At 43.5% G+C, this 25,080-nt stretch carries 21 protein-coding genes and 2 pseudogenes; 9 read left to right on the top strand and 14 right to left on the bottom strand.

Going from position 1 to position 25,080, the window contains the following annotated elements; genetic code table 11:
* Window positions 1-393 precede the first annotated feature (393 nt).
* The 3 genes and pseudogenes from QUD05_RS13885 to rbp form a co-directional block, all read right to left on the bottom strand.
* Window positions 394-2,153, bottom strand: a pseudogene (locus QUD05_RS13885) (serine/threonine protein kinase).
* Between the two features lie 227 nt (window positions 2,154-2,380).
* The gene (rpsU, locus tag QUD05_RS13880; RefSeq protein ID WP_012407716.1) at window positions 2,381-2,569 is read right to left on the bottom strand and encodes a 30S ribosomal protein S21; all 189 of its coding nucleotides are present in this window, start codon (window positions 2,567-2,569) and stop codon (window positions 2,381-2,383) included.
* A gap of 240 nt (window positions 2,570-2,809) precedes the next feature.
* Window positions 2,810-3,142 (bottom strand): RNA-binding regulator, encoded by a 333-nt coding sequence (rbp, locus tag QUD05_RS13875; RefSeq protein ID WP_094351322.1) that lies wholly within the window; start codon window positions 3,140-3,142, stop codon window positions 2,810-2,812.
* An 806-nt stretch (window positions 3,143-3,948) separates the two neighbouring features.
* Between rbp and QUD05_RS13870 the strand changes: the two genes are divergently transcribed.
* Window positions 3,949-4,305: a hypothetical protein gene (locus tag QUD05_RS13870; protein WP_289796572.1), complete on the top strand. Its 357-nt coding sequence runs from the start codon at window positions 3,949-3,951 to the stop codon at window positions 4,303-4,305.
* Window positions 4,306-4,511: 206 nt separating this feature from the next.
* Here the strand turns inward: QUD05_RS13870 and QUD05_RS13865 are convergent, their stop codons facing one another.
* The 3 genes from QUD05_RS13865 to QUD05_RS13855 all read right to left on the bottom strand — a co-directional run bounded on the left by QUD05_RS13865 (window position 4,512) and on the right by QUD05_RS13855 (window position 8,242).
* Window positions 4,512-4,859, bottom strand: a complete 348-nt coding sequence (locus QUD05_RS13865; protein ID WP_099103194.1) for a cupin domain-containing protein — start codon at window positions 4,857-4,859, stop codon at window positions 4,512-4,514.
* A complete protein-coding gene (locus tag QUD05_RS13860; RefSeq protein WP_289796571.1) occupies window positions 4,856-7,750 on the bottom strand; it encodes a glycerol-3-phosphate acyltransferase in 2,895 nt (964 codons plus the stop codon). Before QUD05_RS13860 ends, QUD05_RS13865 begins: the two co-directional genes overlap by 4 nt.
* A 351-nt stretch (window positions 7,751-8,101) precedes the next feature.
* Window positions 8,102-8,242 (bottom strand): hypothetical protein, encoded by a 141-nt coding sequence (locus tag QUD05_RS13855; RefSeq protein ID WP_190240958.1) that lies wholly within the window; start codon window positions 8,240-8,242, stop codon window positions 8,102-8,104.
* 239 nt (window positions 8,243-8,481) lie between these two features.
* On the opposite strand from QUD05_RS13855, the gene QUD05_RS13850 reads away from it, so the two are divergent.
* The gene (locus QUD05_RS13850; protein WP_289796569.1) at window positions 8,482-9,447 is read left to right on the top strand and encodes an SGNH/GDSL hydrolase family protein; all 966 of its coding nucleotides are present in this window, start codon (window positions 8,482-8,484) and stop codon (window positions 9,445-9,447) included.
* 10 nt (window positions 9,448-9,457) lie between these two features.
* Here the strand turns inward: QUD05_RS13850 and QUD05_RS13845 are convergent, their stop codons facing one another.
* The 4 genes from QUD05_RS13845 to QUD05_RS13830 all read right to left on the bottom strand — a co-directional run bounded on the left by QUD05_RS13845 (window position 9,458) and on the right by QUD05_RS13830 (window position 12,555).
* A complete protein-coding gene (locus tag QUD05_RS13845) occupies window positions 9,458-10,351 on the bottom strand; it encodes a lysophospholipid acyltransferase family protein (protein ID WP_289796568.1) in 894 nt (297 codons plus the stop codon).
* Between the two features lie 76 nt (window positions 10,352-10,427).
* Complete coding sequence (locus QUD05_RS13840) at window positions 10,428-11,051, bottom strand: class I SAM-dependent methyltransferase (RefSeq protein WP_289796567.1); 624 nt, start codon at window positions 11,049-11,051, stop codon at window positions 10,428-10,430.
* Between the two features lie 38 nt (window positions 11,052-11,089).
* Entirely contained in the window at window positions 11,090-11,395 is a 306-nt protein-coding gene (locus QUD05_RS34040; protein ID WP_354666132.1) for an anthrone oxygenase family protein, read from the bottom strand.
* Window positions 11,396-12,123: 728 nt separating this feature from the next.
* The gene (locus QUD05_RS13830) at window positions 12,124-12,555 is read right to left on the bottom strand and encodes a nucleoside deaminase (protein ID WP_289796565.1); all 432 of its coding nucleotides are present in this window, start codon (window positions 12,553-12,555) and stop codon (window positions 12,124-12,126) included.
* 13 nt (window positions 12,556-12,568) lie between these two features.
* Between QUD05_RS13830 and QUD05_RS13825 the strand changes: the two genes are divergently transcribed.
* Complete coding sequence (locus QUD05_RS13825; protein WP_289796564.1) at window positions 12,569-13,492, top strand: nucleoside hydrolase; 924 nt, start codon at window positions 12,569-12,571, stop codon at window positions 13,490-13,492.
* 1,652 nt (window positions 13,493-15,144) lie between these two features.
* Here the strand turns inward: QUD05_RS13825 and QUD05_RS13820 are convergent.
* Window positions 15,145-15,543 carry a tyrosine-type recombinase/integrase gene (locus QUD05_RS13820; protein WP_289799962.1) on the bottom strand — a complete coding sequence of 133 codons (399 nt, stop codon included), beginning with the start codon at window positions 15,541-15,543 and terminating at the stop codon, window positions 15,145-15,147.
* A 127-nt stretch (window positions 15,544-15,670) separates the two neighbouring features.
* Window positions 15,671-16,222, bottom strand: coding sequence for an NUDIX hydrolase (locus QUD05_RS13815; protein ID WP_289796563.1), 552 nt, complete (start codon window positions 16,220-16,222; stop codon window positions 15,671-15,673).
* Between the two features lie 130 nt (window positions 16,223-16,352).
* On the opposite strand from QUD05_RS13815, the gene QUD05_RS13810 reads away from it, so the two are divergent.
* The 3 genes and pseudogenes from QUD05_RS13810 to QUD05_RS13800 form a co-directional block, all read left to right on the top strand.
* The gene (locus tag QUD05_RS13810) at window positions 16,353-17,405 is read left to right on the top strand and encodes a dipeptide epimerase (protein WP_289796562.1); all 1,053 of its coding nucleotides are present in this window, start codon (window positions 16,353-16,355) and stop codon (window positions 17,403-17,405) included.
* Entirely contained in the window at window positions 17,389-18,435 is a 1,047-nt protein-coding gene (locus QUD05_RS13805) for an N-acetyltransferase DgcN family protein (protein ID WP_289796561.1), read from the top strand. Before QUD05_RS13810 ends, QUD05_RS13805 begins: the two co-directional genes overlap by 17 nt.
* 25 nt (window positions 18,436-18,460) lie before the next feature.
* Window positions 18,461-18,577, top strand: a pseudogene (locus QUD05_RS13800) (Uma2 family endonuclease); the annotation flags it as partial.
* A gap of 38 nt (window positions 18,578-18,615) precedes the next feature.
* Here the strand turns inward: QUD05_RS13800 and QUD05_RS13795 are convergent.
* Window positions 18,616-18,816, bottom strand: a complete 201-nt coding sequence (locus QUD05_RS13795) for a hypothetical protein (protein ID WP_099101515.1) — start codon at window positions 18,814-18,816, stop codon at window positions 18,616-18,618.
* Between the two features lie 239 nt (window positions 18,817-19,055).
* Between QUD05_RS13795 and mnmE the strand changes: the two genes are divergently transcribed.
* The 3 genes from mnmE (at window position 19,056) to QUD05_RS34035 (ending at window position 23,387) form a co-directional block, all read left to right on the top strand.
* Window positions 19,056-20,498, top strand: a complete 1,443-nt coding sequence (mnmE, locus tag QUD05_RS13790) for a tRNA uridine-5-carboxymethylaminomethyl(34) synthesis GTPase MnmE (protein WP_289796560.1) — start codon at window positions 19,056-19,058, stop codon at window positions 20,496-20,498.
* 955 nt (window positions 20,499-21,453) lie between these two features.
* The gene (locus QUD05_RS13785) at window positions 21,454-23,274 is read left to right on the top strand and encodes a vanadium-dependent haloperoxidase (protein WP_289796559.1); all 1,821 of its coding nucleotides are present in this window, start codon (window positions 21,454-21,456) and stop codon (window positions 23,272-23,274) included.
* Window positions 23,275-23,294: 20 nt separating this feature from the next.
* Window positions 23,295-23,387 (top strand): element excision factor XisI family protein, encoded by a 93-nt coding sequence (locus tag QUD05_RS34035; RefSeq protein WP_409878033.1) that lies wholly within the window; start codon window positions 23,295-23,297, stop codon window positions 23,385-23,387.
* Window positions 23,388-23,462: 75 nt separating this feature from the next.
* Here QUD05_RS34035 and QUD05_RS13780 read toward each other — a convergent pair whose 3' ends face one another.
* Entirely contained in the window at window positions 23,463-24,956 is a 1,494-nt protein-coding gene (locus QUD05_RS13780) for a DICT sensory domain-containing protein (protein ID WP_289796558.1), read from the bottom strand.
* Window positions 24,957-25,080 lie beyond the last annotated feature (124 nt).

Genomic DNA, 25,080 nt, shown 5'->3' with positions numbered 1-25,080 from the left:
CTGTCATCCTTACATATACTGCTTCTCTAAGGAAGTACAGGGATGAAGCATTGATTAAGAAGCTGTAAAAATACTATAAATTCTAATAGTAAGACTACTCAAACGGAAATATAGGCTATAGAATCAAATCGTAAGGAACTATACCGAACCAATTATAGACTACCAAATATGTGATCCCCCTAGCTCGACGAAAAATACGACTAGGGGGATCTTGTTTTTAGGCATTGGGAATGGGGCATTGGGTACAAGAGGCAGAGGGGCAGAGGGGCAGAGGGGAAAAACTAAAACTTATACTAATTCAGTTAATGATTGCAACACATCCATTTGTCGCATTCTTTTTTCCAATTGGTATTTCTGCAACTGCTCCCCTGCTCCCCTGCTCCCCTGCCTTCTTCATCGCCATCCTAAAAGGCGCAGTCCAGGGACAATTAGGTAATAACTCACTCCTAACCAGAAGCTGATAAAGAAGCCTACAGAGCCAAAAAAAGTCAGAGGCAAGTATAACTCTGACCAAGCTGGTTGACTGGTAAATTGGAAAATTGGAGGTGCTAACTTCAAAAGAATTAAAACTGCATAGGCGATCGCACTGCCAAAGGCTGCGAACACAGCGTACACTACATGATGGCTGCGAAGTCCTAAACTCAAGGTGAGTAGGCAAACTGCCACTAAAATCACTGCCATTAAGCCCTCGCCGCTATCTTTTGGGGTGATTAATTGCAAAATTAACCAGCCGAAGCCATAGCTAATTATTCCCATCAGGGAAGCCACTAAAAACCGCCGCCGTTGACCAAAACACCCGGATACTGTCAGTCCCCATGCGGTTCCCCAGCCTGCGGCGACGAACACCAAAATATCTGCCCCGAAGACGGGTTGAGTATTTGGTACTAATTGATTTAGCTGATTCCCAATCAATTCCACAACATGAGCCCCAAGCTGGTACGATAGGCCAAAATAAAACCTGCGATCGCACCAAAACAAGCGCCGATAGTACTCAGTACAATCGCCCAAATCGTCGCCAAACAAGCTCGGAAAATTTTGACGATTGTCTGAGTGATAAAAAGAACAGTTTTGGTAACAGCTAGGCTAAAGTTAGCTAAAACTTGTTCGATAGCTTGTGTTATCAGTGTAAATCTCTGGGAAACTTGCATTGAGGCAAGCTTAATCTTGTCTTGCAGTTGGGCAAATAACCCTGGTGGCGGTAATGGTTGAGAAATCTTCGCCAAACGTTTTTGAATTATAGCTGCATTTGCCGGACGCGATCGCACATCTTCCTGCACCATCTCATCCAGCAAATCTGCTAGTTGCGGGTTGACATTCACCATAGTTCGCCAGCGCAATTTACCCGTTTGCTGATCTTCCAACTCTAGGGGGTATTTGCCTGTTAGTAGTTCGATCGCCGTTCGACCAAGAGCATAAAAATCGGCACTTGGCCCAACAATACCTCCAGTCACTTGTTCTGGCGGACTGTAACCAGAAGAAAATAATCGTGTGGAACTAGACTTAGAACGCAGCTTAGAGGCGCTAAATTGTTTCGCTCCGCCAAAATCAATTAACACCAAGCGATCGCCTTCTGCTTGCCCTGAAGACGGGGTTACAGATGGCGAAGATGTACCCAGCATTAAATTAGAAGGTTTGATATCCCGGTGAAGAATCTGACGTTTGTGTAATTCTTGTAAAATCTGCACAGCTTGGGCAAACCAATTTAAAACCAAACTCTCTGGACACCCTTGGGGAAACTTTTTTAATATCTCCTCTAAAGTTCGTCCATTGATTTTTTCCATTACCAGACAAGGCAGTTGGTGCGGTTTGGGGTTAAACAGTTGTATTTGAAAATACCCTTCGGCATCGACTCTGGGGACACCTGGATGGTGCAAACTAGATAAAACCGCAGCTTCTTGGGTAAATAACTCCAGTGCCTTTGGTGAATCTTCTACCAACACCTTCAGCACTTTTTCGGTTTGAGTTTTTTCATCCCAAACCGTGTAGATTTGAGCAAATCCTCCCGATCCCAAGGGCTGAAGTGGAACATAGCGGTCTAACAACTCTAGCGGTGCGCCACAGCTGTTGCAAAATTTGTTTCCCCAAGGCTGAGGATAAGGACGTTGACAATCAGGATTTATGCAGTGAACCGCACTCTGAGTGATGTGGGACACAACCGCTACAATACAAAGGCTGACTTGATTTTAGCGTTTCTTTAGGTTTCCTGATTTTAAAATCGACAAAAGAAAAACCCTCATAGAATCTATGAGGGAATTCATTCAATTCATATTTACAACAGAATTCAAGGAAGACGAAGTACACAACGATTCGTGTCAAAGCAAGATATAAAGCCTGTTTTACTTCTGAATTCTGACTCCTAAATTCTGCTGTATCTCAGCCCTTAGTTACGAAAACTTCTCTTACTTTGTCTGTGCTTGGCAACTTCTTTGCGCTTGCGTTTTTCTAAGGGTGTTTCAAAATGACGATGCTTTCTCATGTCTGGGAAAATTCCCGCCTTGGAAACTTCTCGTTTAAATCGTCGTAAGGCTGACTCAATGTGTTCATTGTCACCTACAATTACTTGGGTCATTATTTCTCCTACTAAGTTGACTTCATCAATAGACTTCTTGCAGAAGTCGGGAAAAGGGAAGGGGTAAAGGGAAAGGTTCTGTATTTTGCCCTTCCCCCTTAACCTTTACCCTTTTCCCACCTCTTGCAAAAAGCAGTTTTGCAAGAGGTCTAATGGCTATGCAGGCGGTAACATTACAAAAAAAAGACAGACTCTTGTTTGTCTGACCTTAAGACTCTTGGTGAGTTTTTGTTTCCAAGGTTAGTATCGTCCGCCACCGCCACCGCCACCGCCGCGGTTGCCGTATCCTCCTCTGTTACCACCACCAAAGGAACCTCTATCACCTCTGTCTTCCTTGGGTTTAGCCTTATTCACTTTTAGGTCACGACCCATCCACTCAGCACCGTCTAGAGCTTCAATGGCAGCAGTTTCTTCAGCTTCAGTTCCCATTTCCACAAAAGCAAAGCCGCGCGGACGACCTGTTTCACGGTCAGTAGGTACTTGAACGCGCTTTACAGTACCATATTCTGCAAAAATACCACTTAAATCTTCTTGTGTAACATCATAAGAGAGGTTACCTACATAAATTGACATCGATTCTCTCCAAAATCATCACTGTGTAGAGATTTTAATTTCTCTCAGAAGTCTGTAAATACTAAAAGGAAAAAGCCTTTCAATACTAAAACCAAAGACATCACTGAATTAACTCTCATAAATCTAGGATGACATACGAGTCAACTCTTTGCACCCAGTAGATAGTTAACCAGTGATGCGATCGCACTTAAGCGATCGCCCGCCCCCACATACCCTAAGTACAATCCACCGCAAAAAGGGGTTGGAAATGGAATAAGATAAGTTCTGTAGGGTGATATAGAAAATCAGACATGCAGGGGCGCATCTTTAATATCCGAATTGAACGTTTGACTGCATTCACCATGAAGCATTACTTCAAAATTTTAATACGAAAGGCAGAGTCAGGCAACAAATATAAAACTATTGTGACTTGTACTCTTTTGGAGAACCCGCCATCAAACCAACTGTGGTGCTTATAGCAGCAAGCATCGCGAGTCTTTTTCTTTGGTGCTAGCCTCTCCTGGTGGAAAAGGGGAGAAAGTGGCGTAACATCATGTTCGGCTAAGGGATTTCCAAATAAAAAAATATCCAATTAACTCTTGTGGGGTGGGCATCTTGCCATTGGTGTCAAGTTAAGGCAGATGCCCACCCCACAAAAATAGTAAAATCATCCCGCAAATATGCAACCCCGAAAATTTTAGAGCGCAAAGATGCGATNNNTCGCGTCTCTACATCTGGATTTTGGGCTATTCCTGATACACATTTACTTGCACTGTAAGATTTAATCGGATAATCTGAGCAATCGAGATTGTTTTTCAAGAAAACCAATGAACAAATTCATACTGAGTTTGCTTTCTTCTCCTGTGCTGATTAGCTCTCTTCTCTCTATGGGAGTAATGCTCAATCACGCACAAGCTATGGAGCCAGAACCAGGAACCAAAACCACAGATCGTCTATCTTGTATACGCAATAAACATAAAGTGGGTTTAGTATGTGCCAGGGCTTCCGTGTTGGCTCAAATTCCTAACTATCAACGTGAAATAGAGTTTTCTCAAGAAGATGCTCCCATGCTGGAGTTCAATGAACAAGAAAGCAATGTGGCAATCGACTTATTTGGCTGCGACTGTGCTGCTTGTATAAATTCTTTGCGTCAGATGCGCGGGGCGACACCCTTGGTATATTAGGATTTTGCAAATTTATCTTTGTTTATAACCCAATACGCTTGGGTTAAGGCTAAGACCTTTTTTTAACGAACCGCAAAGGACGCAAAGGAAGAGAAGCAAGAGAAGCTTAACTGAACTGTATTGGTTTATAACCCACATTCCGCAAACTTTTATGAGGGCACAACACAACATGGTTATGCCCTCACTGTCTCTTGTATTCAAAATAATTACGCTGATTTTTCGACTCGCAAACCAAAGTATGTCAAAACAAGTTCGGTTGAGCCACTATTGACAACTTCGTGTACTTCTCCCGGTTCGATGGCTACACAGTTTCCCGGAAGTAAAGGGTATTCTGTACCATCAATGTGAATTACTCCTGAACCAGCTTCTACAAAAAATACCTCGCACATATCTTGATGTGCGTGTGCTGGTGCGGTTTGTCCAGGAGCAAAACGTGCTTGAGAAAAGTTAGTCAGGTGAGGTAAATCGCCGAAGCGTAACATCACCTTTTTCTTGATTTCGGCATTGTGAGAAACCGACTCTTCTGGCAAGTCTTTCAAAGAAGTGGTAATCATTCGGGTCTTAAATCATTAGATAATTCCACAATACCCCTAGACCCATCAATCCTGACTCGTTGACCATCTTGCAATATCCATGTAGCACCGCGAACATCCATCACTGCGGGAATTCCATACTCACGAGCAACGATCGCACCGTGAGAAAGCCTTCCTCCAGCTTCGGCAATTAATCCTCCAGCCCTTAATAACAATGGGGCCCAGCCGGAATCTGTATAAGGTACTACCAGAATAGTATCTCGATCGATGTCTGGAATGTCTTGTAAATTTCGCAACACTTTCACCCTACCTTCGGCTTGCCCATGACTGGCTCCAATACCTTGTAAAATTTGGTCAGAGTAAAGTTCAGAGGGAGCTAAGGGGTGAGGAGGTGTATTGCCGTAAACTAAAAGAGGTATTTGAATAATCTCGCTATCTTGCAGGAATTGCGATCGCCTAAATTCGACTAACTTATCTAACTGCTCTATTAAGCTAGAATCTTCATCTCCAATTAGACGCCGCACTTCATCAAAGTTGAGAAAAAAGATATCGCCTGTTTGCCTGAGTAAACCAGACTCTAACCAAATCTTCTCTAAAGCCACAAAACTCCAACGCAATTCAGCTAAAAGTCGGGAATAAACTTCGGTGACTCGTCCTTTGATATCTACGCGCCGTTGCACAAAAGAGCGTTTGCGCTTACCAGCAAAGATACTATTAATCGCGTCTTTAGCACCTGATTGTGGTTCGTTCCCCTGCATTAACTGCACAAACATCTGCTGAATCATCTGGGGATTTTCCCGCCAAGTGGGAACGGAGATATCGGTTCCTACTTCGCTTAAGTAGCCGTAATCTTGCAGCAATTCGTTAAATGCTTGGAGGATTTTCTCTCCTTCGGGGGTTTGTTTTAATTGTTCAAATACTTGCTGTGGCTCAAACTCCAGCAATACCTGCTTGGCATCTGTAGCGATCGCACTGAGCGATCGCAATGCCGCTACCTCTGGGGTAACGCTATGATCGATTTGCTTATCCTTTACCCGAAAAATAGCCTGTCTCAGGGCAGCACTCAAGGGAGCTAAAATGCTGTAATACGTTCCATGACGCAGCAACTCCAGAATAAAATCAATTCTTGCCAACAAGCTAGGTGGTTCCAAGCTATCTATATCTTCCTGCGCCAACTGCGACAACCCAGGAATGAATCGGTTGTGATAATCTTCCTTAAAGTCCTTTTCTAAACTTAATTCCCGCTTCAGCAACTTTCCTAGTCCTGGCAAATTTTCCCAAGTTGACTGCAAGGAGGGTTTACTTAATTTAGCTCCTCTGGTTAAAAATTCCAGACTTTCCGGTGGTAGTCCCATGCGGAGAAAAATATCTCCTAAGAGGGACGCATTAAAGTAAGCTCTGGAATAGTGCAGAGTTGCTGTTTTGGCAAAATCTAACCCCAAAGCGCGATCGCCTAAAACTAAAGTAAAAAATTCTCCCCAAACTCCACAAGTTAAGGGACGATTAATTGACCATGTTAAGGGGTGAATTACTCCGGGAATCACTTCAGCAGCGATTTTGCGTGTCCACATGGGTAACAGAGTGGTGATCGGTCGAGATTGCAGCACCCAAAGCGTTTGCCCATCATAACTCCACTCGATATCTTGAGGAGTGCCATGATAACGTTTTTCGAGTCGGTAAGTAAGGTAAGCAACTTGCTTAATTAATGATTGTGGGACTCGTCCTTGACCCTCTAATTGTACAGAGTAGGAATTTTCTGTTTCAACGACAAAAGCGCGATATTGTTCTGGTGTGATTTTTCCCGAAACGACTTGCGTTGCACTGCCTGGAAGGGCTTCAATAATGATTGCATCGCCTTGCTGGGTAATGGGATCGCGGCTGAAAGCAACACCAGAATATACACTCTGGACTTGTTGTTGAATCAACACAGCCATTGCTGTATCATTTAAGCCGCGATCGCGCCGATATTGGATAGCTGAGGGATGATTGTAGGAAGCTTGAACTTGAGCGATCGCTTCTTTTAATGCCTCTTGGCTAGTAACATTTACAACTGTTTCATACTGTCCAGCAGCAGAAGCTTGTTCTGAGTCTTCTCCAATAGCGGAGGAACGCACCACCAAGGGGGATAATTCTGAGGGCTGGAGAAATTCTGTTAACCCTTCTGGATTGTCGATAGGTGCTAGTACCCATCCCTTCGGCACTGGATAGCCCCAGCGCTTAATTTGAGATAATGTCGCTGCCTTTTCTCCGACTATGGCAGCATTCAACTCTTCATCTAGAGAAACCATTGTGCGCTCGCCGCGTAAAAATTCCAACATCGCTTGCGATTCTGTTTGTGCCTCTTGGGCTGGCAGTTTCATATCATCAGGAATTTTGGTGTAAATCCAGCCCATTAAACCAGCTAAGGCCACAGCAGCAAATATTCTGGGAATATCGCTAAAGTGCAGAAGTGCCACAAACAATGGAAAAAGTAGCAAAACCCCAAATTTGACTAACTTTCTTGATTGCAGAATTGTAAAAGCAATACCTGCAAAGAAAGATACAAATATCGCTACAAGTGGATCGTGTACGACAAATCCCCAGACAACATTTGTCGTACCTGCTCCTCTGCCTATCCAGTATCTACCGATTACCAGAGCGATTAGGGCAAGTAATTCCCAAGACGATCCATCTGGGAAGAAAATGCGGCTGAGTAAGACTGCCGCAACTCCTTTAAAAGCTTCTGACAAGACTGCCAGAATTCCGACAATTTTACCGCCATGATAAAAGGCAGCTGATACACTAATATTTCCTGTACCAACTTGTGATAACTGCTTCCGTTTAAGGGCATAAGTTATCCATGCAATCAGGGGTAATCCGCCCAAAAGGGGGCAGAGAATTAAAATAACTAAGATACCCCAAGGTTCAAACATTCTGGATTTTGGATTTTAGATTTAAATTTTCCATCTAAAACCTCAAATCTAAAATCTAAAGTTTTTCTGAAATTTTTGATGGTTATTAGGGGGGCTTTTTCAAAGAGAATTCAGGAGTCAGGAGTCAGAATTCAGAATGATGGCTAAGGCATAAACACGGGGGTTTAAAAACAATCCAAATTATAGATTTAGAAGTATACAATCAGCTAGTGGTTTGAATCCCCCAAGGAAAGACATTCTGAATTCTGGATTCTGGATTCTGTATTCTTCTTCAATGACTAGTTGCTAAATGGACACTTGGCTAAGACGGAAACCGTTTAAGACAAGTGTCCTTCTAGACTACTAATGGTTTTAGTTTAGCGCATAGGCAGCTTGCAGCGCCCAAATGACGAGAGCAGCGATCGATCCCAGAAGCAACACGGTAGAGATAGTGACTACTTTTGGGGAATCTGCACCCTTAAATTTCATAATTCCGCGATTTAAGTCGGACACAGCTTTGTAATCCTCTGTTGTTGGAGCATGAGATATTTGTCCGTTTTGATTGTAGTCCTTCTCTTTGCGGATGACGTTAAATTCACTTTAAAAATTTAGGACTGGGGGCTGGGGCGCAAGGGGGACAAGGAGATAAACAAAACTCCTAACTCTTAACTCCTAACTCAGCACTCAGCACTCCTAACGCCCAATCCCCTACTATCATTGAAAAGCAACTCAGTATAAGAGGGTGTGAGTAGGTGAAAATAGCACTGAGCGTAATTTTAGCGGTGGTTGTGGGATTGTTTGTGGTAATCGAGATTGGATTGCGATCGCTGTTTGGTTTTGGTAATCCCCTGATTTATATTGGCGATGAGCAGATTGGTTATTTGTTGGCTCCTAACCAGCGTACCCGTCGTTTTGGGAATCGCATTGAAATTAATGAATATTCTATGCGAGGTAGTCCGATCAAAAAGCTACCTGCACCTACTGGCCTGCGAATTCTACTTTTAGGTGATTCTATTGCTAATGGTGGTTGGTGGACAGATCAGACTAATACAATATCTAGTTTGATGATGCGTTCTCTAGCATCATCCACTAATAGTAATTATCAGGAAGTAGAAGTGCTAAATGCTTCAGCAAACTCTTGGGGGCCAAGGAATGAATTAGCTTATTTAGAGAAGTTTGGCAATTTTAACGCGCAAGCAGTGGTGTTATTAATTAATACCGATGATTTGTTTGCTACTCCTCCCACTTCTTTACCAGTAGGACGCGATCGCAATTATCCAGATCGTAAACCTCCCCTGGCATTAGTGGAAGTATGGCAGCGTTATATCGTCAAGCAAAAGCCAATTCCTGAACTGCAAGCCGTCCAAAATGAATCAGGCGATCGCGTGGGGATTAATCTGGAGGCGATCGCTAAAATTCAAGCCTTGACTCGCCAATCCAATAGCAAATTTCTGCTGGTGATGACTCCTTTACTACGAGAAATTGGTCAACCNAGGCCCCGCGATTACGAAATTAAAGCACGTCAGCGCTTGAGTGATTTTACCAAAGCACAGCAAATTAACTATATTGACTTTTTACCGAATTTCAATTCAACTACCAACCCCCAAAGTTTGTTTCACGATCACATCCACCTCAACTTACAAGGTAATAAATTTGTCAGTGAAGTTATGGAGCGATCGCTTTTGGAAATACTGGGGGAGGCGTCACTTCGTCACTAATATTCGTGTTTTAGTTAGATTTTTGAGTATCTCTAACCAAATTATTTAACTCTTCCTGCATTTGACTTTGGACTATTTCATAACAAGTATTCACATAGTTACGATCTCTAGCTGCATCTCGACCATATCTTTCAAAAGTAATTGGATGACAGACACGAGTGTGAATCTGCACAGGTAGAGGAATATTAGGCAGAGGGCCAATAGACAAGCCCCAAGGCAAACCTAAGTAAATTGGGAAAACTCCAGGGTCAATTTGATATAACCACGGCAATCCCCACTGATGCAATTGTTTAACGAAATCATAGCAATCGCATAAAACTATCAAGCTATCATGAGCGCCTACCGAGATTACAGGAATAATCGGAACTTCTTGTTTTAAAGCTAGCTTGATAAAGCCCTGATGACCAGCAAAATGAATTTTATAACGTTGGCTATAAGGACGAAACATATCATATTGTCCTCCAGGATATACCAGAACGCTAGCACCCCGATCGAAAGCCGCGCTAGCCATTTTGGGATGTGCAACAATTGCTCCGAATTTCTGGGCTAATCCTGCTATTTCTGGACTCACTTTCCAAGCGGAAGGGTGCATTAGACCATACACCAAACGCTCGGTTCCAAATCTCGAAAACCAATCGTACATCATCATGATTAAATCTGGAGACGCCATTCCCCCATTATGAGATCCAACCAGTAGCACTTTCCCTGTTGTTGGTATGTGATGCCATCCATCAGTTTTTACTTGAAAGTAATAACGGTAAAACCATTCCCATACAGGCATCAATGATTCAATAAACTGAGCATCTCGCTGTGTTAATGAGTGATGAATCTTTTTCGAGAATTCTGATGTTAAACAATTGTCAGCGCTGACAGAAATTTTCTCTATCTGTTTTGGAAATTCCATAATTAATCGCCCATCTTCCATCACTCTTGCAAGTATCTCTGCAACTGCTCTAAATTCCAATACCCCAAAATTTTCTTCACTTTCTAAACAAGATTGATACTAGCCTTGGTGGTTTATTTTTATCTTCTTCATGCCACCATTCTTTGAAATCTTCAAGTAAGAAGCCATGAACTTTCGCTGCGTTAAAAAAATCTGATAAATGATGCACAAATGCCGGAATTTCAATGATCTCTTGCTGTCTTTGGAAATTAGCTTTTGTACCTTTATATTGCTTAAATGGATGAAGCTCACAGATAAAAAAATATCCTCCTTTGACTAATACACGAAATGCTTCTGAAAATATCAAGCTGAGGTCTTCGATATGTTCTAAAACAAGATTACAAGTGACCAAATCGGCAGACTCATTTTGACAAGTCCATTGCTTAGTAATGTCTTCTGTAAGAAATACCACATTAGTAGCCCTCACTTTCTCTTTCGCCTTTTCGATCATCTGTGCTGAAAAATCGATCGCACAAACTTTCAGAGCAATTTGTGAAAGTAAAAGTGTATTTTTACCTGTGCCACAGCCAATTTCTACGACTGATTTACACCTCAAACCCATCAAGGTTTCTCTGGTGACAGTTTGATCGAGATCGCGCGTCAGATTTTTGTCAGCATCGTATGTGGCTGACCAATTATCGTATGCTGCTTGAATACTCATATAGCTTCATTTTGCCGATTACAGGGTATTATCCTATTTCACGTGCGATCGCACAGTCCGAGTACAAGTGCTGCCGCCAGTGCCGCTATTGTCCGAACGTGGTTCCAGAACGTCCAATTGGTAAGATATCTAGCCCATAGGTTCGTGCCTTCAGTGCTATCCGGTTTGGCGATCGCTAAGGCATCATTCAGCGGCACATTGAACGCGATCGTCACTAGAACGGTGCCAATAAGATAGAGCAAGCTACCGATAAGCAGATAGGCAGCGCCAGGTTGATGCCACTTTAACACCGAAGAAACCGCTAGAAAAATGCAAGCCACAGCCGTCCCGAAGAGTGCCAACATGAATAACGGATTGATCGCAGTGATATTGATGGATTGCATGGCGGCAATACCCTCCTTTGGCTGGAGTCGTGCAAGGGCATTCATCACGAAAGTCGAGAAGGCAAAGAAGACGCCAGCCACCAATCCGCAGCCTAGTGCTGTGAAAAGCGTCAAAGGGAAGCGCAAATTGTCAACAAATATCATAAAGCCTCCTGTTAATTACTGCCCAACGCCTTGTTCGCAGATGGTGTTATGTCACAATACGCTTGGGTTAAAGGTTATTGGTGTAGATGATTGGTCTTTCAAGACGCGATAAATCGCGTCTCTACAATCTGGGTTTTGGGCTTATCCGATCGGACATGATGTTATTTTATTTGCTGTTGATCCCACAACTACTCTTATTACTGCGTTGCGACGCAAGCAGTTTGTTTAACGAGCGATCGCACTGCTTGGGACAATGTATTTGCAACCTTTTGACACCTACGATCCACAGACTACGTTACTGGAAATTTGAAACAAATATCTTAGCTGTATAGTTTGGCAAGTCAGCTACTAAACCATCCTCTCCAGATTTCACTTCTTGATTGCTAACCAGACCCAATTAAAGCTGCTCTTTTGTTGCAACGCAGTGGCTTTTCCAGTCATCACATTACTCTATCTACTAGCTGATTTTAAAATACCTATCCTTAAAAGGTGGATAGTGGGGAGCAGGGGAGGATAATTAATGACAAATGACAAATGACCAATGACTATTTACCAATATCTTCATTCCAAAGTTCGGGGTTAGTTTCAATAAACTCACTCATCATTTGTTCGCACTCATCAAGATTAAGATCAATTACGTCCACGCCATGAGATACCATAAATTCTTTAGCACCAGGAAAAGTTTTGGATTCTCCAGCGATGACTTTTTTAATGCCAAATTGTACTACTGCCCCAGCGCACAGGTAACATGGCATTAAAGTTGAATAGAGTGTTGTACCTCTATAGCTGCCAACTCTTCCAGCATTGCGGAGACAATCAATTTCGGCGTGGGTAACAGGATCGCCGTCTTGTACACGTTTATTGTGTCCTCTGCCGAGAATTTTACCATCCTTGACGAGAACCGAACCAATAGGAATTCCCCCTTCTTGTCTGCCTTGTTTTGCTTCTTGAATTGCAGCTTCCATAAACTCATCCATATAATTCTCCTTTATGACAAAACAACTTGTATTAATGGATCACGATGGCGGTGTAGATGATTATTTAGCAACTATGCTGCTGTTAACGATGGATAGTATTGAACTCCTTGGTGTTGTCGTCACTCCAGCAGATTGCTACGTTCAACTAGCTGTTAGTGCCACACGTAAAATTATAGATTTGATGGGATTTTCTCATATCCCGGTAGCAGAAAGCACTGTGCGCGGTATCAATCCATTTCCTACTCTCTATCGCCGTGATTCGTTTATCGTTGACCATCTCCCCATTCTCAATCAAAGCAAAACCATCACCACGCCTCTGCTTGCCGAAACAGGTCAAGATTTCATGATACAGGTGTTGCGGGACGCATCAGACCCCGTAACGTTGATGGTAACTGGGCCGTTGACAACGGTAGCCGCAGCTTTAGACAAAGCACCAGAAATTGAAGCCAAGATTCACAAGATTGTGTGGATGGGGGGTGCGTTGAATGTTGGTGGCAATGTAGAAAAAAGTTTAGAACCTGGACAAGATGGTTCTGCTGAATGGAATGTTTATTGGGACGCGATTTCAGCCGCGCGGGTATGGCAAACCCAAATCGAAATTATTATGTGTCCTTTGGATTTAACTAATAATGTCCCAGTCACGTCGGAGTTAGTATACAAAATGGGACGACAACGCCACTATCCCATCTCTGATTTAGCCGGACAATGTTATGCACTAGTTATCCCCCAAGATTATTATTTTTGGGATGTGTTGGCAACGGCTTATTTGGGACATCCAGAATTTTATCAACTGCGCGAATGGGAAACAGAAATTATCACCACTGGTCTTAGTCAGGGGCGTACTAAAGTAGTTACTGGCGGTCGTAAAATTTATGCAATGGATCAGGTAGATAAAGAGGCTTTTTATGGTTATATTTTGCAGCAATGGGCAAGATAAAAAACTAAAAAATTAGGTGGCGTGGTAGGGCGAACGCATCTAATAGCAGGCATCGCCCCCACAACATTCTTGAACCTATCCCACTAATAATATCTGTGCTACAAAGCTTAAGCTTATTGAGAACTGAAAACGAAAAATCAAGGTTTTCAAGCACATTTTACGAAAAGAACTAGGGATTTTTACAATAGTGGGATAGGTTCTTAGAGTAAAAAGGAGCGATCTTACCCCCCACCCCCAAGCGTGATGGATGCTGACGAACCTCAAAGTCCGCAGCCCACGGCGACCAGTCAACCGTCAGACCATCGTGAAGGTCGGCAGCTGACCAGTGTTGTCAAAGAGACCAACGCTGTAGCTGCCTCCATACGGCACGATCATCGCGTTTGATCGCACGGCGGCCCGCGCCCAGTCTGCGTTCCCAACTGCCGACGCTGCAAGCGCCGCCAGCCCAGTAGCCTGTATGCACTGCAAGAAGTACGCGCTGGTCACGAGGAGTAGGTCGTAGGTGGGCTGGTCGTAGTTTGCGATCGCGAGGAACACGTTCTGGGGCTGCCATGTTGCCTTGCCCCGTGCAACCCCAGCCGACTGGATCGCCAGGAGTGAGTCGGCACCACCTGCACCGTTGACAATCTCAGCATAGCGACTGCCCGGCCGACTTACGGCTTGCTCGACGTGTCGCCGCCAGTTGTCGAGCGGGCGGATCTCCTCGACAGCATAGGTACTATTGAAGAGTAAAGTTGGGTTGTAGATGAAGTAGCCTACAGGAGCCATTGCGTTCGTCGGCTTTGAACCGGTGAGAATCTGGTCGAGGTAGCCCGCGTTGTACCCGTAGCTGTCAGTGAGTCCCTGGGCTGCNGCGCCCCGAAGACTCCCCTCAGCGTAAGCGATCGCTCCGGCATCGTTGCCGTTGAATGCTGTGAGTGCGGCGTTAATGCGCGTCACAATCGCGTCAAAGCTATTCGCAGTCGGCAAAAATCCGGGACGTGGGTTCGGCGAACCCGGCACCGGAAAGCGGATGAAAGCGTCGCGCAACCACACGCCGCCAAAATACCCGGCGAGGTGCATCAGCCACAGCAACGTCGGGAGCGACGGGTCGCCAGGTTCGGACGGTCGGAGTGTGCGCTCGAACACGTACACCGGGACGTAGCGTGAGAGAAAGTCGATCGGATCGTGACCCCCAGACGGGGTTGTGCGTGCGTAGGCGCTCACGAGTCGGTCGAGGAGGTCTATATCTTCGGTCATGACAGTCCGAAGGTTGTCGAAGAATGGGTAGGTCGGCAGGTTGAGCCGCAGCCGAGGTTGGCTTTGTGCGACGGCGATGCTGCCGAGAAGTCCAGTTCTTGAGAGGGACGTGGTGGCGAGTCCGGTAACTCCCGCTCTCACAGCGCCGATGAAGAACGCACGGCGCGAGATGTGGTTGTGCATGATGATTCCCTCTGCTACTGAATTAAAATACAGTAAATTTAATAAATCTCCAATTTCAAGAATTTTCTATATAAATTAATAGGCTTATTTATCAACAATCAACTATCAAGTAAATATCAAGTAAATATTAAGTAAATATCAGGTATAGAGGATAAATCCTAAAAGCGATACCGATAGAGAGCGATTTTTTTCGGGGGAGATGGGCAACAATTAAGCAGAGGACTTAAACATCAATCATCCCAAAGACCTTGAAACTTGGTAGATGCAAGTTCGGTGTAACGAACAGTATGCGGAATATTTTTATGCCCCAAATAACTCTGAATTGTTCGGGTATTAATACTTCGATTAGCCAGATAATAACCTGTTCCATACCGCAGCATATGAGCATGAATAGGGAAAGACAAACCAGCTGATTCACCAGCCCGCTCAACAATGCCGACGATCGTATCATGTGCCAACGGGCCAAGTCGAGAAGACTGGAAAATATAGGGACTAGCAGGATAATCTCGTTGCAGATGACGGAGAGAGCGAATCTCCAAACCTGAAAATGGTTGAACCGAGGGCGTACGTTTTTTGACTCGCCTCACGTAAATTGTACCACCATTCCAATCTATTTGCTCGCAGCGCAGAGATGCCGCTATGGAAACTTTATTAATATTATTCTATGCTCAAACATCCAAAAAAAGTTGCTGTAAAAGCTTCACGATACAATTCGTATAAAGTATTTTTTTAAACAGAAGAGAGGTTTAATGATTATTAATAATTAATAAAATTTAAACCTAAGAAGAGAGCCGCTACAGTTCCGGCAACAGAAATTTCTCCCTGAATAATTTTATCTAAAACTGATTCTACAGGAATTAATATAACTTCAATCTCTTCTGTAATATCTAGTTGCTGCTCTCCAACTTTGGTCACATTTTCTGCTAAAAATAAATGTATTTGATTAGTATCTTTACTCGGCTTATCGTATAGAGTTCCAATTTTTTTAAATTCTTGGGGAATATAACCAGTCTCTTCTCTCAGTTCTCTAATTGCTGCTACTTCGGCACTCTCTTTTGTGGGATCGAAATTACCTGCTGGCAGTTCCAAGAAAAATTCACCTACGGCGTGTCTATATTGCCGGACAAAAATAATTTCTTTATTACTAGTAATAGGTAAAATCATTGCAACGTCAGGCTTAATACTGACAAAATAATCATCTATAATTTTACCATTCGGTAATTCTATTTCATCTTGCCTTACCTGACACCAAGGGTTATCTAAAACCATTTTTGATTTTAAAATATTCCATTTTTTTAAGTTGTTCATAAACTAAGTAAAAATAAAATGTATATATAAAAAGTTTGCAATGAATGTAAAAAAGTATAACAGATGTATCCGATAATTTAAATTTTGAACTTACACTGGCTTTTGCAATAACATAATATGTAAAATAAGTATGCAAATAAATGTAAATTTATTTACAGTAAACAAAAGATTTCCGTTGACTATTAGTCGAGGTACAACGGCACAGACAACGAATGTATGGGTGAGGATTTCACAGGATGATATCGAAGGCTGGGGGGAAGCATCGCCATTTGGTGTGGGTAATCATCGGCAATCAACTGATGCAATCAAAGATGCTCTAGAGCAAGTTGTGCCGCTGTTGCAAACATTCAGCCCCTTACAACGTCAGGAAATTGAGCAAGTTTTAACACAAAACCAAGTTCCTTCTGCTGCAAGAGTTGCGTTGGATATGGCAATGCACGACTGGTTGGGTAAGCGCGTAGGTTTACCTTTGTGGCAACTTTGGGGACTCGATCGCAATCAAATAGTCCCGACTTCTGTCACAATTGGGATTAATTCGCCTGAAGGCGCTAGGGCGAGAGCGCGAGACTGGTTAAAATTTACCGATGTCCGTCTTTTCAAGGTGAAGCTAGGTAATCCAGATGGCATAGATGCCGATCAAAAAATGCTCTTATCGGTGCGAGAAGAAGCACCTGAACTAGAATTTTTCGTTGATGCCAACGGCGGTTGGAGTTTAGAAGATGCGATCGCTATGTGCAATTGGCTAGCAGATTTAGGTATAAAGTATGTAGAACAGCCATTGCCACGGGGAGAAGAACCAAGTTTAGCAAAACTCAAACAACACTCTCCCCTCCCCATCTTTGTCGATGAAAGTTGTTTCACAAGTGCTGATATTCCCGATTTGGCAAATTACGTGGATGGCATTAATATCAAACTGATGAAATCAGGGGGACTAACAGAGGCAATGCGAATGGTGCATACAGCACGAGCATATCGGTTGCAAGTAATGTTCGGTTGCTATTCTGACAGTTCGCTAGCTAATACAGCAGCATTACAGCTGGCACCACTAGCTGATTATTTAGATTTAGATAGTCACCTGAATTTAATTGATGACCCTTTTACGGGTGCATTGCTAAAAGCAGGAAGAGTTTTGCCAAACGATTTACCAGGCTTGGGAGTACAACACAGTGCGTCTACCACTTAATCAACGAGTAGCTATCTTGCTACATGAAGGAACTACTGGGACTCAGGGTAAAACAGGGCTAGCAATTTTACGTTACAGTGAAGCCCCAATCGTAGCCGTAATCGATCGCGAGTGTGCTGGTAAATCCCTACCAGAATTAACAGGCATCAAGCGTGATGTGCCGATTGTGGCATCGGTAGCCGCAGCCCTAGAGTACAAACCAGAAGTTTTAGTAATTGGTATTGCCCCTGGTGGTGGTGCTGTACCAGATGATTACTGGCTGGAAATCAAAGATGCTTTAGAAGCGGGAATGTCTTTAGTGAATGGTTTACATACACCAATGGCAAGTATCCCAGAATTAAATGCACTGCTCAAACCAGGGCAACTAATTTGGGATGTCCGAAAAGAACCATCTAATATCAGCGTTGCTAGTGGAATGGCACGTACCCTTCCGTGTCGGCGGGTGTTGACAGTGGGAACCGACATGGCGATTGGTAAAATGTCAACTAGTCTAGAGTTACATTGGGCGTCAAAACTGCGGGGCTGGCGTTCTAAATTCCTCGCCACGGGGCAAACTGGGGTGATGTTAGAAGGAGACGGTGTGGCTTTAGATGCCGTGCGGGTAGACTTTGCCGCTGGTGCTGTGGAACAGATTGTTATGCGCTATGGCAAAAACTACGACATCTTGCATATTGAAGGACAAGGTTCGCTGCTACACCCTGGTTCAACAGCAACTCTACCCCTAATCCGTGGTTCGCAACCAACCCAACTAATATTAGTACATCGGGCGGGACAAGTTCATGTCCGCAATCATCCCCATGTAATAATTCCACCTTTACCAGAGGTGATTCGAATGTATGAAAGTGTTGCTAATGCTGGTGGTGCTTTTGGAAGTGTTTCTGTAGCGGGTATAGCACTGAACACAGCCCATTTAGATGAATCTGCGGCTCAAGAAAGCATCGCTCAAACAATAGCAGAAACAGGGCTACCTTGCACTGATGTAGTCCGCTTTGATGCCAATGTACTTTTGGATGCGGTGATGAATAATTAGTTGCTGTAGAATGCTTTAACCCTAAACTCCTGAAAGAAAACTGGTTCCGACACCGGAAGAAGTGGCACAACACGAGAAGGAACACAGCGATCGCTTGGCAGCAAAACTGCGAGAATTAAATATAGATCCAGATACCATTTAACTTCCCCGCTGTCTTGCTTGTGCCTGTTGGCTTAAATGCTATGGATCTTCAGGAAAAACCCATTTTGGCGGTTCTGCCATTTTTTTCCGCAGACGTTCTTGTGCCAACTCCAGCATTTTGTCTAAGGGAGTCTCTTCAATAAATTTTGCGGCTGACTCTCTAAACTCGATATTGGGGCATTTATCCCCTAAAACACACCCGTTAACACAGGCTACAGCGCAGTTAATCTTTTGCTCCACAGTACATTCCTCTCTCTAAAGTTATGAGTTATAAGTTGTGAGTCATGATTTTTATTTCTAACTCTTCACTCTTAACTCTTTACTATCAGGCATGACCTACAGGTAAATTTTACCTTGCCAGTTGGTATCTCATTAGTCTAAATACTCACCATTTAGAAACTTATGAGTTATGAGTTATGAGTTATGATTTTTACTCCTAACTCCTCACTCCTAACTCCTCACTTTTATAAAGGGCGCTCATGTCAGAACTGTTTGCTACTACTGGAACTATAGCCGCGATCGCTACTGCTGTTGTCCCCCAACAGGGTAGTGTTGGCATTGTGCGGGTGTCCGGTTCTCAAGCAATGGCAATCGCCCAAAGTCTCTTTCATGCACCAGGGCGACAAGTTTGGGAAAGTCACCGGATTCTCTACGGTTACATTCACCATCCCCAGACGCAACAAATAGTGGATGAAGCTTTGTTGCTGATTATGAAAGCACCCCGTTCTTACACCCGTGAAGATGTTGTAGAATTCCATTGCCACGGGGGAATTATGGCAGTGCAGCAGGTATTACAACTGTGTTTGGAAAATGGGGCTAGACTAGCGCAACCGGGAGAATTTACTCTCCGCGCTTTTTTGAATGGACGATTGGATTTAACTCAAGCCGAAGGTATTGCCGATTTAGTGGGAGCTAAATCGCCCCAAGCTGCTCAAAGTGCTTTAGCTGGTTTACAAGGAAAATTAGCTCATCCAATTCGGCAGTTACGCGCTAACTGTTTGGATATCTTGGCAGAAATTGAAGCTCGGATTGATTTTGAGGAAGACTTACCTCCGCTGGATGATAAAGCAATAATATCAGCAATCGATCGAATTGCCGCAGAAATAACTAGGTTATTGGAAACCAAAGATCGAGGTGAGTTGCTACGCACTGGTTTAAAAGTGGCAATTGTTGGGCGTCCAAATGTGGGTAAGTCGAGTTTATTGAACGCTTGGAGTCGGAGCGATCGCGCCATTGTGACTGATTTACCTGGTACAACCCGCGATGTGGTGGAATCTCAGTTAGTTGTTGGGGGAATTCCCATACAAGTGCTAGATACAGCAGGGATTCGGGAAACAACAGACCAAGTGGAAAAAATTGGCGTCGAGCGATCGCGTCGTGCTGCCAATGCAGCTGATTTAGTCTTGCTTACCATCGATGCTTCCGCAGGTTGGACAGCAGGCGATGAAGAAATTTATGAAACAGTACAACACCGTCCGTTGATTCTAGTGATTAACAAAATCGATTTAGTAGAAGAAAGCAAAAGAACAACTCTGCAATCCAAAATCCAAAATCGTTCGACTGAGCGACTTGTGCCGAGCGGAGCCGAGGTAAGCCGAAGTCCAAAATCCAAAATTGTCACAGCCGCAGCCCAGAATCAAGGTATTGATGCTTTAGAAACAGCAATTTTAGAAATAGTTCAATCTGGAAAAGTGCAAGCTGCTGATATGGATTTAGCCATTAATCAAAGACAGGGAGCAGCCTTAACTCAGGCTAAAATTTCTTTGGAACAGGTGCAAGCAACAATTGCCCAGCAGTTACCTCTTGATTTTTGGACAATTGACTTACGGGGTGCGATTCAAGCTTTAGGAGAAATTACTGGAGAAGAAGTAACAGAATCAGTTTTGGAGAGGATTTTTAGTAAGTTCTGTATTGGTAAATAACCTAGAAAAAATTTTGTTTAATCTATTTTTATTTAATATTTATTCATAAATAAATGGACATCTCAATTCGTCAAGCAAGTATACAAGATACAGCGATCGTTTCAGATGTGCTACTAAAAGCAGCTTTGTGGCTTCAGCAGAGTGGTAAGCTGTTACGCATTTAAGTTGCACATCAACTGGTGAGGTTTCGCCAGGGCAAGGTGTTGGGTGTAGTGTTTAAGACAACTGAATGCGAGTATATCGCATAGTACAACATCTTTTCAATTTCCCACACCCGAACCTGCAACTCCACACCCTTTCATCCAGGAATACCAGGGATTTACGGTTTACAAGCGTGCCATTCTGTCTTTGATACTTGATCAAAAACACCACATCGCGTTTCATCCACAGTCAAAAGCACGGAATACGATGCTATGCCCCTGTGACTATCGGGCTTTAACGCTCTTACTAAATTTATTGTAAAAACCTCTTGATTTTCATCACCGATTGTGAGAGAGTCTGATTTAACATTTTAAATACGGTAAATCGATAGAATTGCAGTAGTTAATAGTTGGACTGGAAGTAAGCGGTGGTTTTAGCTGTGCTTTAATCCGGCAACATCCTATCAGACTGATTACAACTACAGAAGCATAACAGCCATCTGATGAAAGCATCATACCAGCACTGAATGCCGACATGATTTTTAGGAGAATTACTCCTATGCAAGTTACCTTCCAGTAGAGTAACCCTAGATTTCATTTCAAATCCGGTGAGATTACTCTGTTTCTCAGAAGCTGTTTACGAACGCGTTCGCTTCCGTTATGGATGGAAGAAACAAGTCAAATCCTCTTCCCTTCTGCCTTATTTCTTAGGAGGTGGGTATTTCATGTGTGGCTAGTTGTTCTAGCTTTCAGATGCTCATGTATTGACTCATGACTAAATTTTTGCATTATTTTTTTCCAGTGGAGAACATCTCATGCAAGTAGATCCAAATTCTCATCAAGGTTCCGAGCAAGATACTCAGGCTAATAGCGAAATAGATAAACTGAAACAACCCCGTGTAGCTAGCAAACGTTTTTTTGGTAGTCATGCCAGCAGACGCTCATTTCTTGGTCGCGCTGGTTTATTTAGTGCCGCTAGCGTTGTTGCAGGAGTTTTAGGTTCACCTTTCTCCTCAAAGAACGGAGGAGATGTTGGAGACGTTGTACAAGCCCAAGCCGTCAACAGGCGGTATAATAATCGACCCTTCGACTACAGGAGGTTTGTTGATAAAGCCTATCGAGTACGTCTTCAAGCAGCGGCACTTGAACGAAATATTCCGATTCCGGCTCATCCGGCCAACGGCGATGAGGAGCGTTATCCCAACAAAATCGGCTCTGACAGTAGAGGACTACCGCATAACGAGCTAGGCGAAGTCAAGCTGGAAGCTTACAACTCTTTGACCAGAGCATTGACAACACAAAACCCGAATGATTATGAAAATATCATCTTGGGTGGCACTAGAAAGCTGGTCAATCCTCAAGGGGCCCTAGCAATTAGCCTAGAAGGGATCAATGCAGCACAAATAGCTGTACCGTCACCACCATCTCTAGCTGGTGCATCGCGCGCTGCTGAAGCAGTTGAACTTTACTGGCAAGCTTTACTCCGAGATGTACCTCTTTCTAAGCTCCAAAACAATACTGATAACCCAAAAGTCTTGGCAGCCGTTGAAGACCTCAACAAGCTTTCGGCGTTTCGAGGACCAAAACAAAATGGTCGTGTCACCCCTCAAACTTTATTTCGTGGTAGTGTCAACTACGTCGGTTCCGGTTCAAGTACAAAATATGTTACTCCACCAGGGGTGCTAGATGGGCCCTATCTCTCACAATTTTTGTTGCTAACTATTCCTTGGGGAACTCAGTCTGTTTCGCCATTGATTCGTACTGCTCTTCCTGGTAATGACTTTCTACTCAATTTCCAGGAATGGTTGACTGTTCAGAATGGAGGTAGTTCCGGGAAATCTATTAAATACGACCCCAAAAACCGTTACATAGTCACGGTTCGGGATTTAGGTGAGTATGCCCATATTGGCGGCCCTACATATGTGGGAGCCTCGTTGATTCTTGGTAGCATCGGTACTCCTTTGAATCCAGGCAATCCCTACGTCAGATCGAGAACTCAAAGTGGTTCAGCTGCAACCTTTGCAGTGGGACATTTACAAGCCTTGCTTAACTTGGGTACCTCGCGTGCGATTAGAGCCTCGTACTGGCAGAAGTATTATGTCCACCGCATTCTCCGCCCAGAAGCCTATGGAGGGCTAGTCTACAACAACATTGTTAATAAAGCTCAGTATCCAATTAATTCTGAGGTCTTTAATTCCCAAGCTTTGGCTCAGACCTTTAGCACCTTCGGCACCTATCTATTGCCCCAAGCATATCCAGAAGCAGCGCCAATCCATTCATCTTATACAGGTGGTGCGGCTGCTACTGCTGGCGTCAATGTCACACTGTTAAAAGCATTTTTTGATGAAAACTTTGTTATTCCCTCGCCAGTAGTGCCCGATCCCAAAGACCCGACAAAAGTAATTGCTTACAGTGGATCACCATTAACTGTGGGTGGAGAGTTGAATAAACTGGCAACTAATTATGCGATTGGTCGCGGTCACGGCGGTATCCATTGGCGTTCCGATGGTTCCGCTGCTTTGGCTTTAGGAGAAGAGGTTGCTATTAGTCTGCTCAGGGATGAGAGACTGGGTTATAAAGAAATATTCAATGGCTTCACCTTCACCAAATTTGACGGTACAAGAGTCACCGTTTAAACCAATTTTTGGTGTTATGAATAATTGTAACTGCTGGAGTGCCAAAACAAGATATTGTTTTGGGTTTTCATGCTCCTTATAAGCGGAAGTTTACTGAGTTTGCAGCAGGTTAGGCAAGATAACTGTAGGAGTTATAAGTTATGAGTGATGAGTTATGAATTTTTAACTCATCACTTATAACTCATAACTCATAACTCATTTTCTGTAGCGATCGCTCTTGGCATATTACCAGCAGTTGCCAGTTGCACTGTAAAGGTAGAACCTTCAGATAATTTACTTTTTACAGAAATAGATCCACCACAGCGCAACAGCAATTGCTGTACTATCGTTAACCCTAACCCAGCACCACCATAATCTTCGGTTGCTGTTGTACGCACGCGATAAAAGCGATCGAAGATTTTGGGAATTTCGTTTTCGGCAATACCGATACCTGTGTCGCGGAATTCTAATTGGACATAATCGCCTTGACTACGGGCACGCACCCATACTTGACCTCCATTAGGGGTAAACTTAAGGCTGTTGTGCAGCAGATTAATCACAATTTGCCTCAGCTTACCACTCACGCACCAAACAGATGGGAGTTCAGTCGGTACGGTGTAGGCTAGCATAATTCCTTTTTCTTGGGCTACAGGTTGGTAGGTACTGACTACTCCAGGTACTATATCTGAGAGACGCACCAACTCCAAAGTCGTCCCCTCCAAATTTTGTTCTAGCTGCACCAGTTCCAAGAAACCATTAATCAGGGAGTTTTGCTGATCGCACTGAGTATTTAACATCTGTAAATAACGTTGTCGTTGTGGGGGTTTAAGATTAGGGGAATTTAATAACGACAGTGCTGTTTTCATGTGCGTCAAGGGTATACGCAGTTCCTGACAGACATTTTTCAGGTATTCATCTTTAAGTTGCTCTTTGTTATGCAGTTCTTGATTTTGCTGCTCCAACTTATTAGTGCGTACTGTGATGATTTGACGATTAATTTCATCTTGTCGAAGGAGTTGTTTTGCCAACAGTTGATTCATAAGTGCCGCTTGGGGCACGGTTGGACAAATAAAACTAGCAGGTAAAATTGAGGATGATTCTGGTGCGATCGCTTGTTGGATACTATTTAATACTTGCTGAATTACTCTCCCCTCAACAGTAGTTATAATCAGCAATGGCTGGTTTTTATTAGTATTTACCTTCCCCGATGTCTGATTTTTGCGTTTTTTAAGTGGTCGATGAGCCAAAATTAAACTGCAAAACTGTGGCGATAACACCATTAGAAAGTTTTCCCGTCGCATTTGGCTATCTGGTGGTAGGTGAACAGGAATGTGATAGGGGGACAAGGAGGATGAGGGGGACAAGGGGGACAAGGAGGTATTTACTTTTTCCTCTCCCTTGTCTCCCTCTGCTCCCTCATCTCCCCCTGCTTCCCCTTTCCTACTCTCCTCAATCTGGCAAGTATAAATGAGACTAGACGCACCTACCGAGGATTGATAACGCGCTAATTCTGATTGCCAAATTTTATCTGGTGGTAGCTTCACCCATAGAGTGGCTGCAATTTGCTGCTCAATGAGTAAGTCAATTTGCGCTCTCACCAGTGATAGCAGAGTAGCAGGACTGAGGGACAATGGTTTAGGAGGCGCTTGCACTCCCATAACCAGTTGATAAACAGACAGATCCTTAGCCAAAGAAACATTCATGAGTCAAGCACAAAAAGGATGAAGCAAGAAATAATTCTGTCTTCGATTTTCACCTTTATGTGTGCATTTTTTACAAAATTACCACGGAAAGAAATATTAACTATAAAAAAGTCTACCCACGAGG

The organism is Nostoc sp. GT001 (assembly GCF_030382115.1).
GTDB lineage: Bacteria > Cyanobacteriota > Cyanobacteriia > Cyanobacteriales > Nostocaceae > Nostoc.
This window is presented reverse-complemented; position numbering and strand designations above follow the sequence as displayed.

Bases quoted from the DNA above. Each gene is read 5' to 3' on its own strand.
- QUD05_RS13870 (WP_289796572.1), top strand. From the start codon at position 3,949: ATGAACAAATTCATACTGAGTTTGCTTTCTTCTCCTGTGCTGATTAGC.
- rbp (WP_094351322.1), bottom strand. From the start codon at position 3,142: ATGTCAATTTATGTAGGTAACCTCTCTTATGATGTTACACAAGAAGAT.
- mnmE (WP_289796560.1), top strand. From the start codon at position 19,056: ATGTCAGAACTGTTTGCTACTACTGGAACTATAGCCGCGATCGCTACT.
- QUD05_RS13860 (WP_289796571.1), bottom strand. From the start codon at position 7,750: ATGTTTGAACCTTGGGGTATCTTAGTTATTTTAATTCTCTGCCCCCTT.
- QUD05_RS13830 (WP_289796565.1), bottom strand. From the start codon at position 12,555: ATGGATGAGTTTATGGAAGCTGCAATTCAAGAAGCAAAACAAGGCAGA.
- QUD05_RS13840 (WP_289796567.1), bottom strand. From the start codon at position 11,051: ATGAGTATTCAAGCAGCATACGATAATTGGTCAGCCACATACGATGCT.
- QUD05_RS13815 (WP_289796563.1), bottom strand. From the start codon at position 16,222: ATGAACAACTTAAAAAAATGGAATATTTTAAAATCAAAAATGGTTTTA.
- QUD05_RS34040 (WP_354666132.1), bottom strand. From the start codon at position 11,395: ATGTTGGCACTCTTCGGGACGGCTGTGGCTTGCATTTTTCTAGCGGTT.
- QUD05_RS13825 (WP_289796564.1), top strand. From the start codon at position 12,569: ATGACAAAACAACTTGTATTAATGGATCACGATGGCGGTGTAGATGAT.
- QUD05_RS13865 (WP_099103194.1), bottom strand. From the start codon at position 4,859: ATGATTACCACTTCTTTGAAAGACTTGCCAGAAGAGTCGGTTTCTCAC.
- QUD05_RS13780 (WP_289796558.1), bottom strand. From the start codon at position 24,956: ATGAATGTTTCTTTGGCTAAGGATCTGTCTGTTTATCAACTGGTTATG.
- rpsU (WP_012407716.1), bottom strand. From the start codon at position 2,569: ATGACCCAAGTAATTGTAGGTGACAATGAACACATTGAGTCAGCCTTA.
- QUD05_RS13810 (WP_289796562.1), top strand. From the start codon at position 16,353: ATGCAAATAAATGTAAATTTATTTACAGTAAACAAAAGATTTCCGTTG.
- QUD05_RS13845 (WP_289796568.1), bottom strand. From the start codon at position 10,351: ATGGAATTTCCAAAACAGATAGAGAAAATTTCTGTCAGCGCTGACAAT.
- QUD05_RS13785 (WP_289796559.1), top strand. From the start codon at position 21,454: ATGCAAGTAGATCCAAATTCTCATCAAGGTTCCGAGCAAGATACTCAG.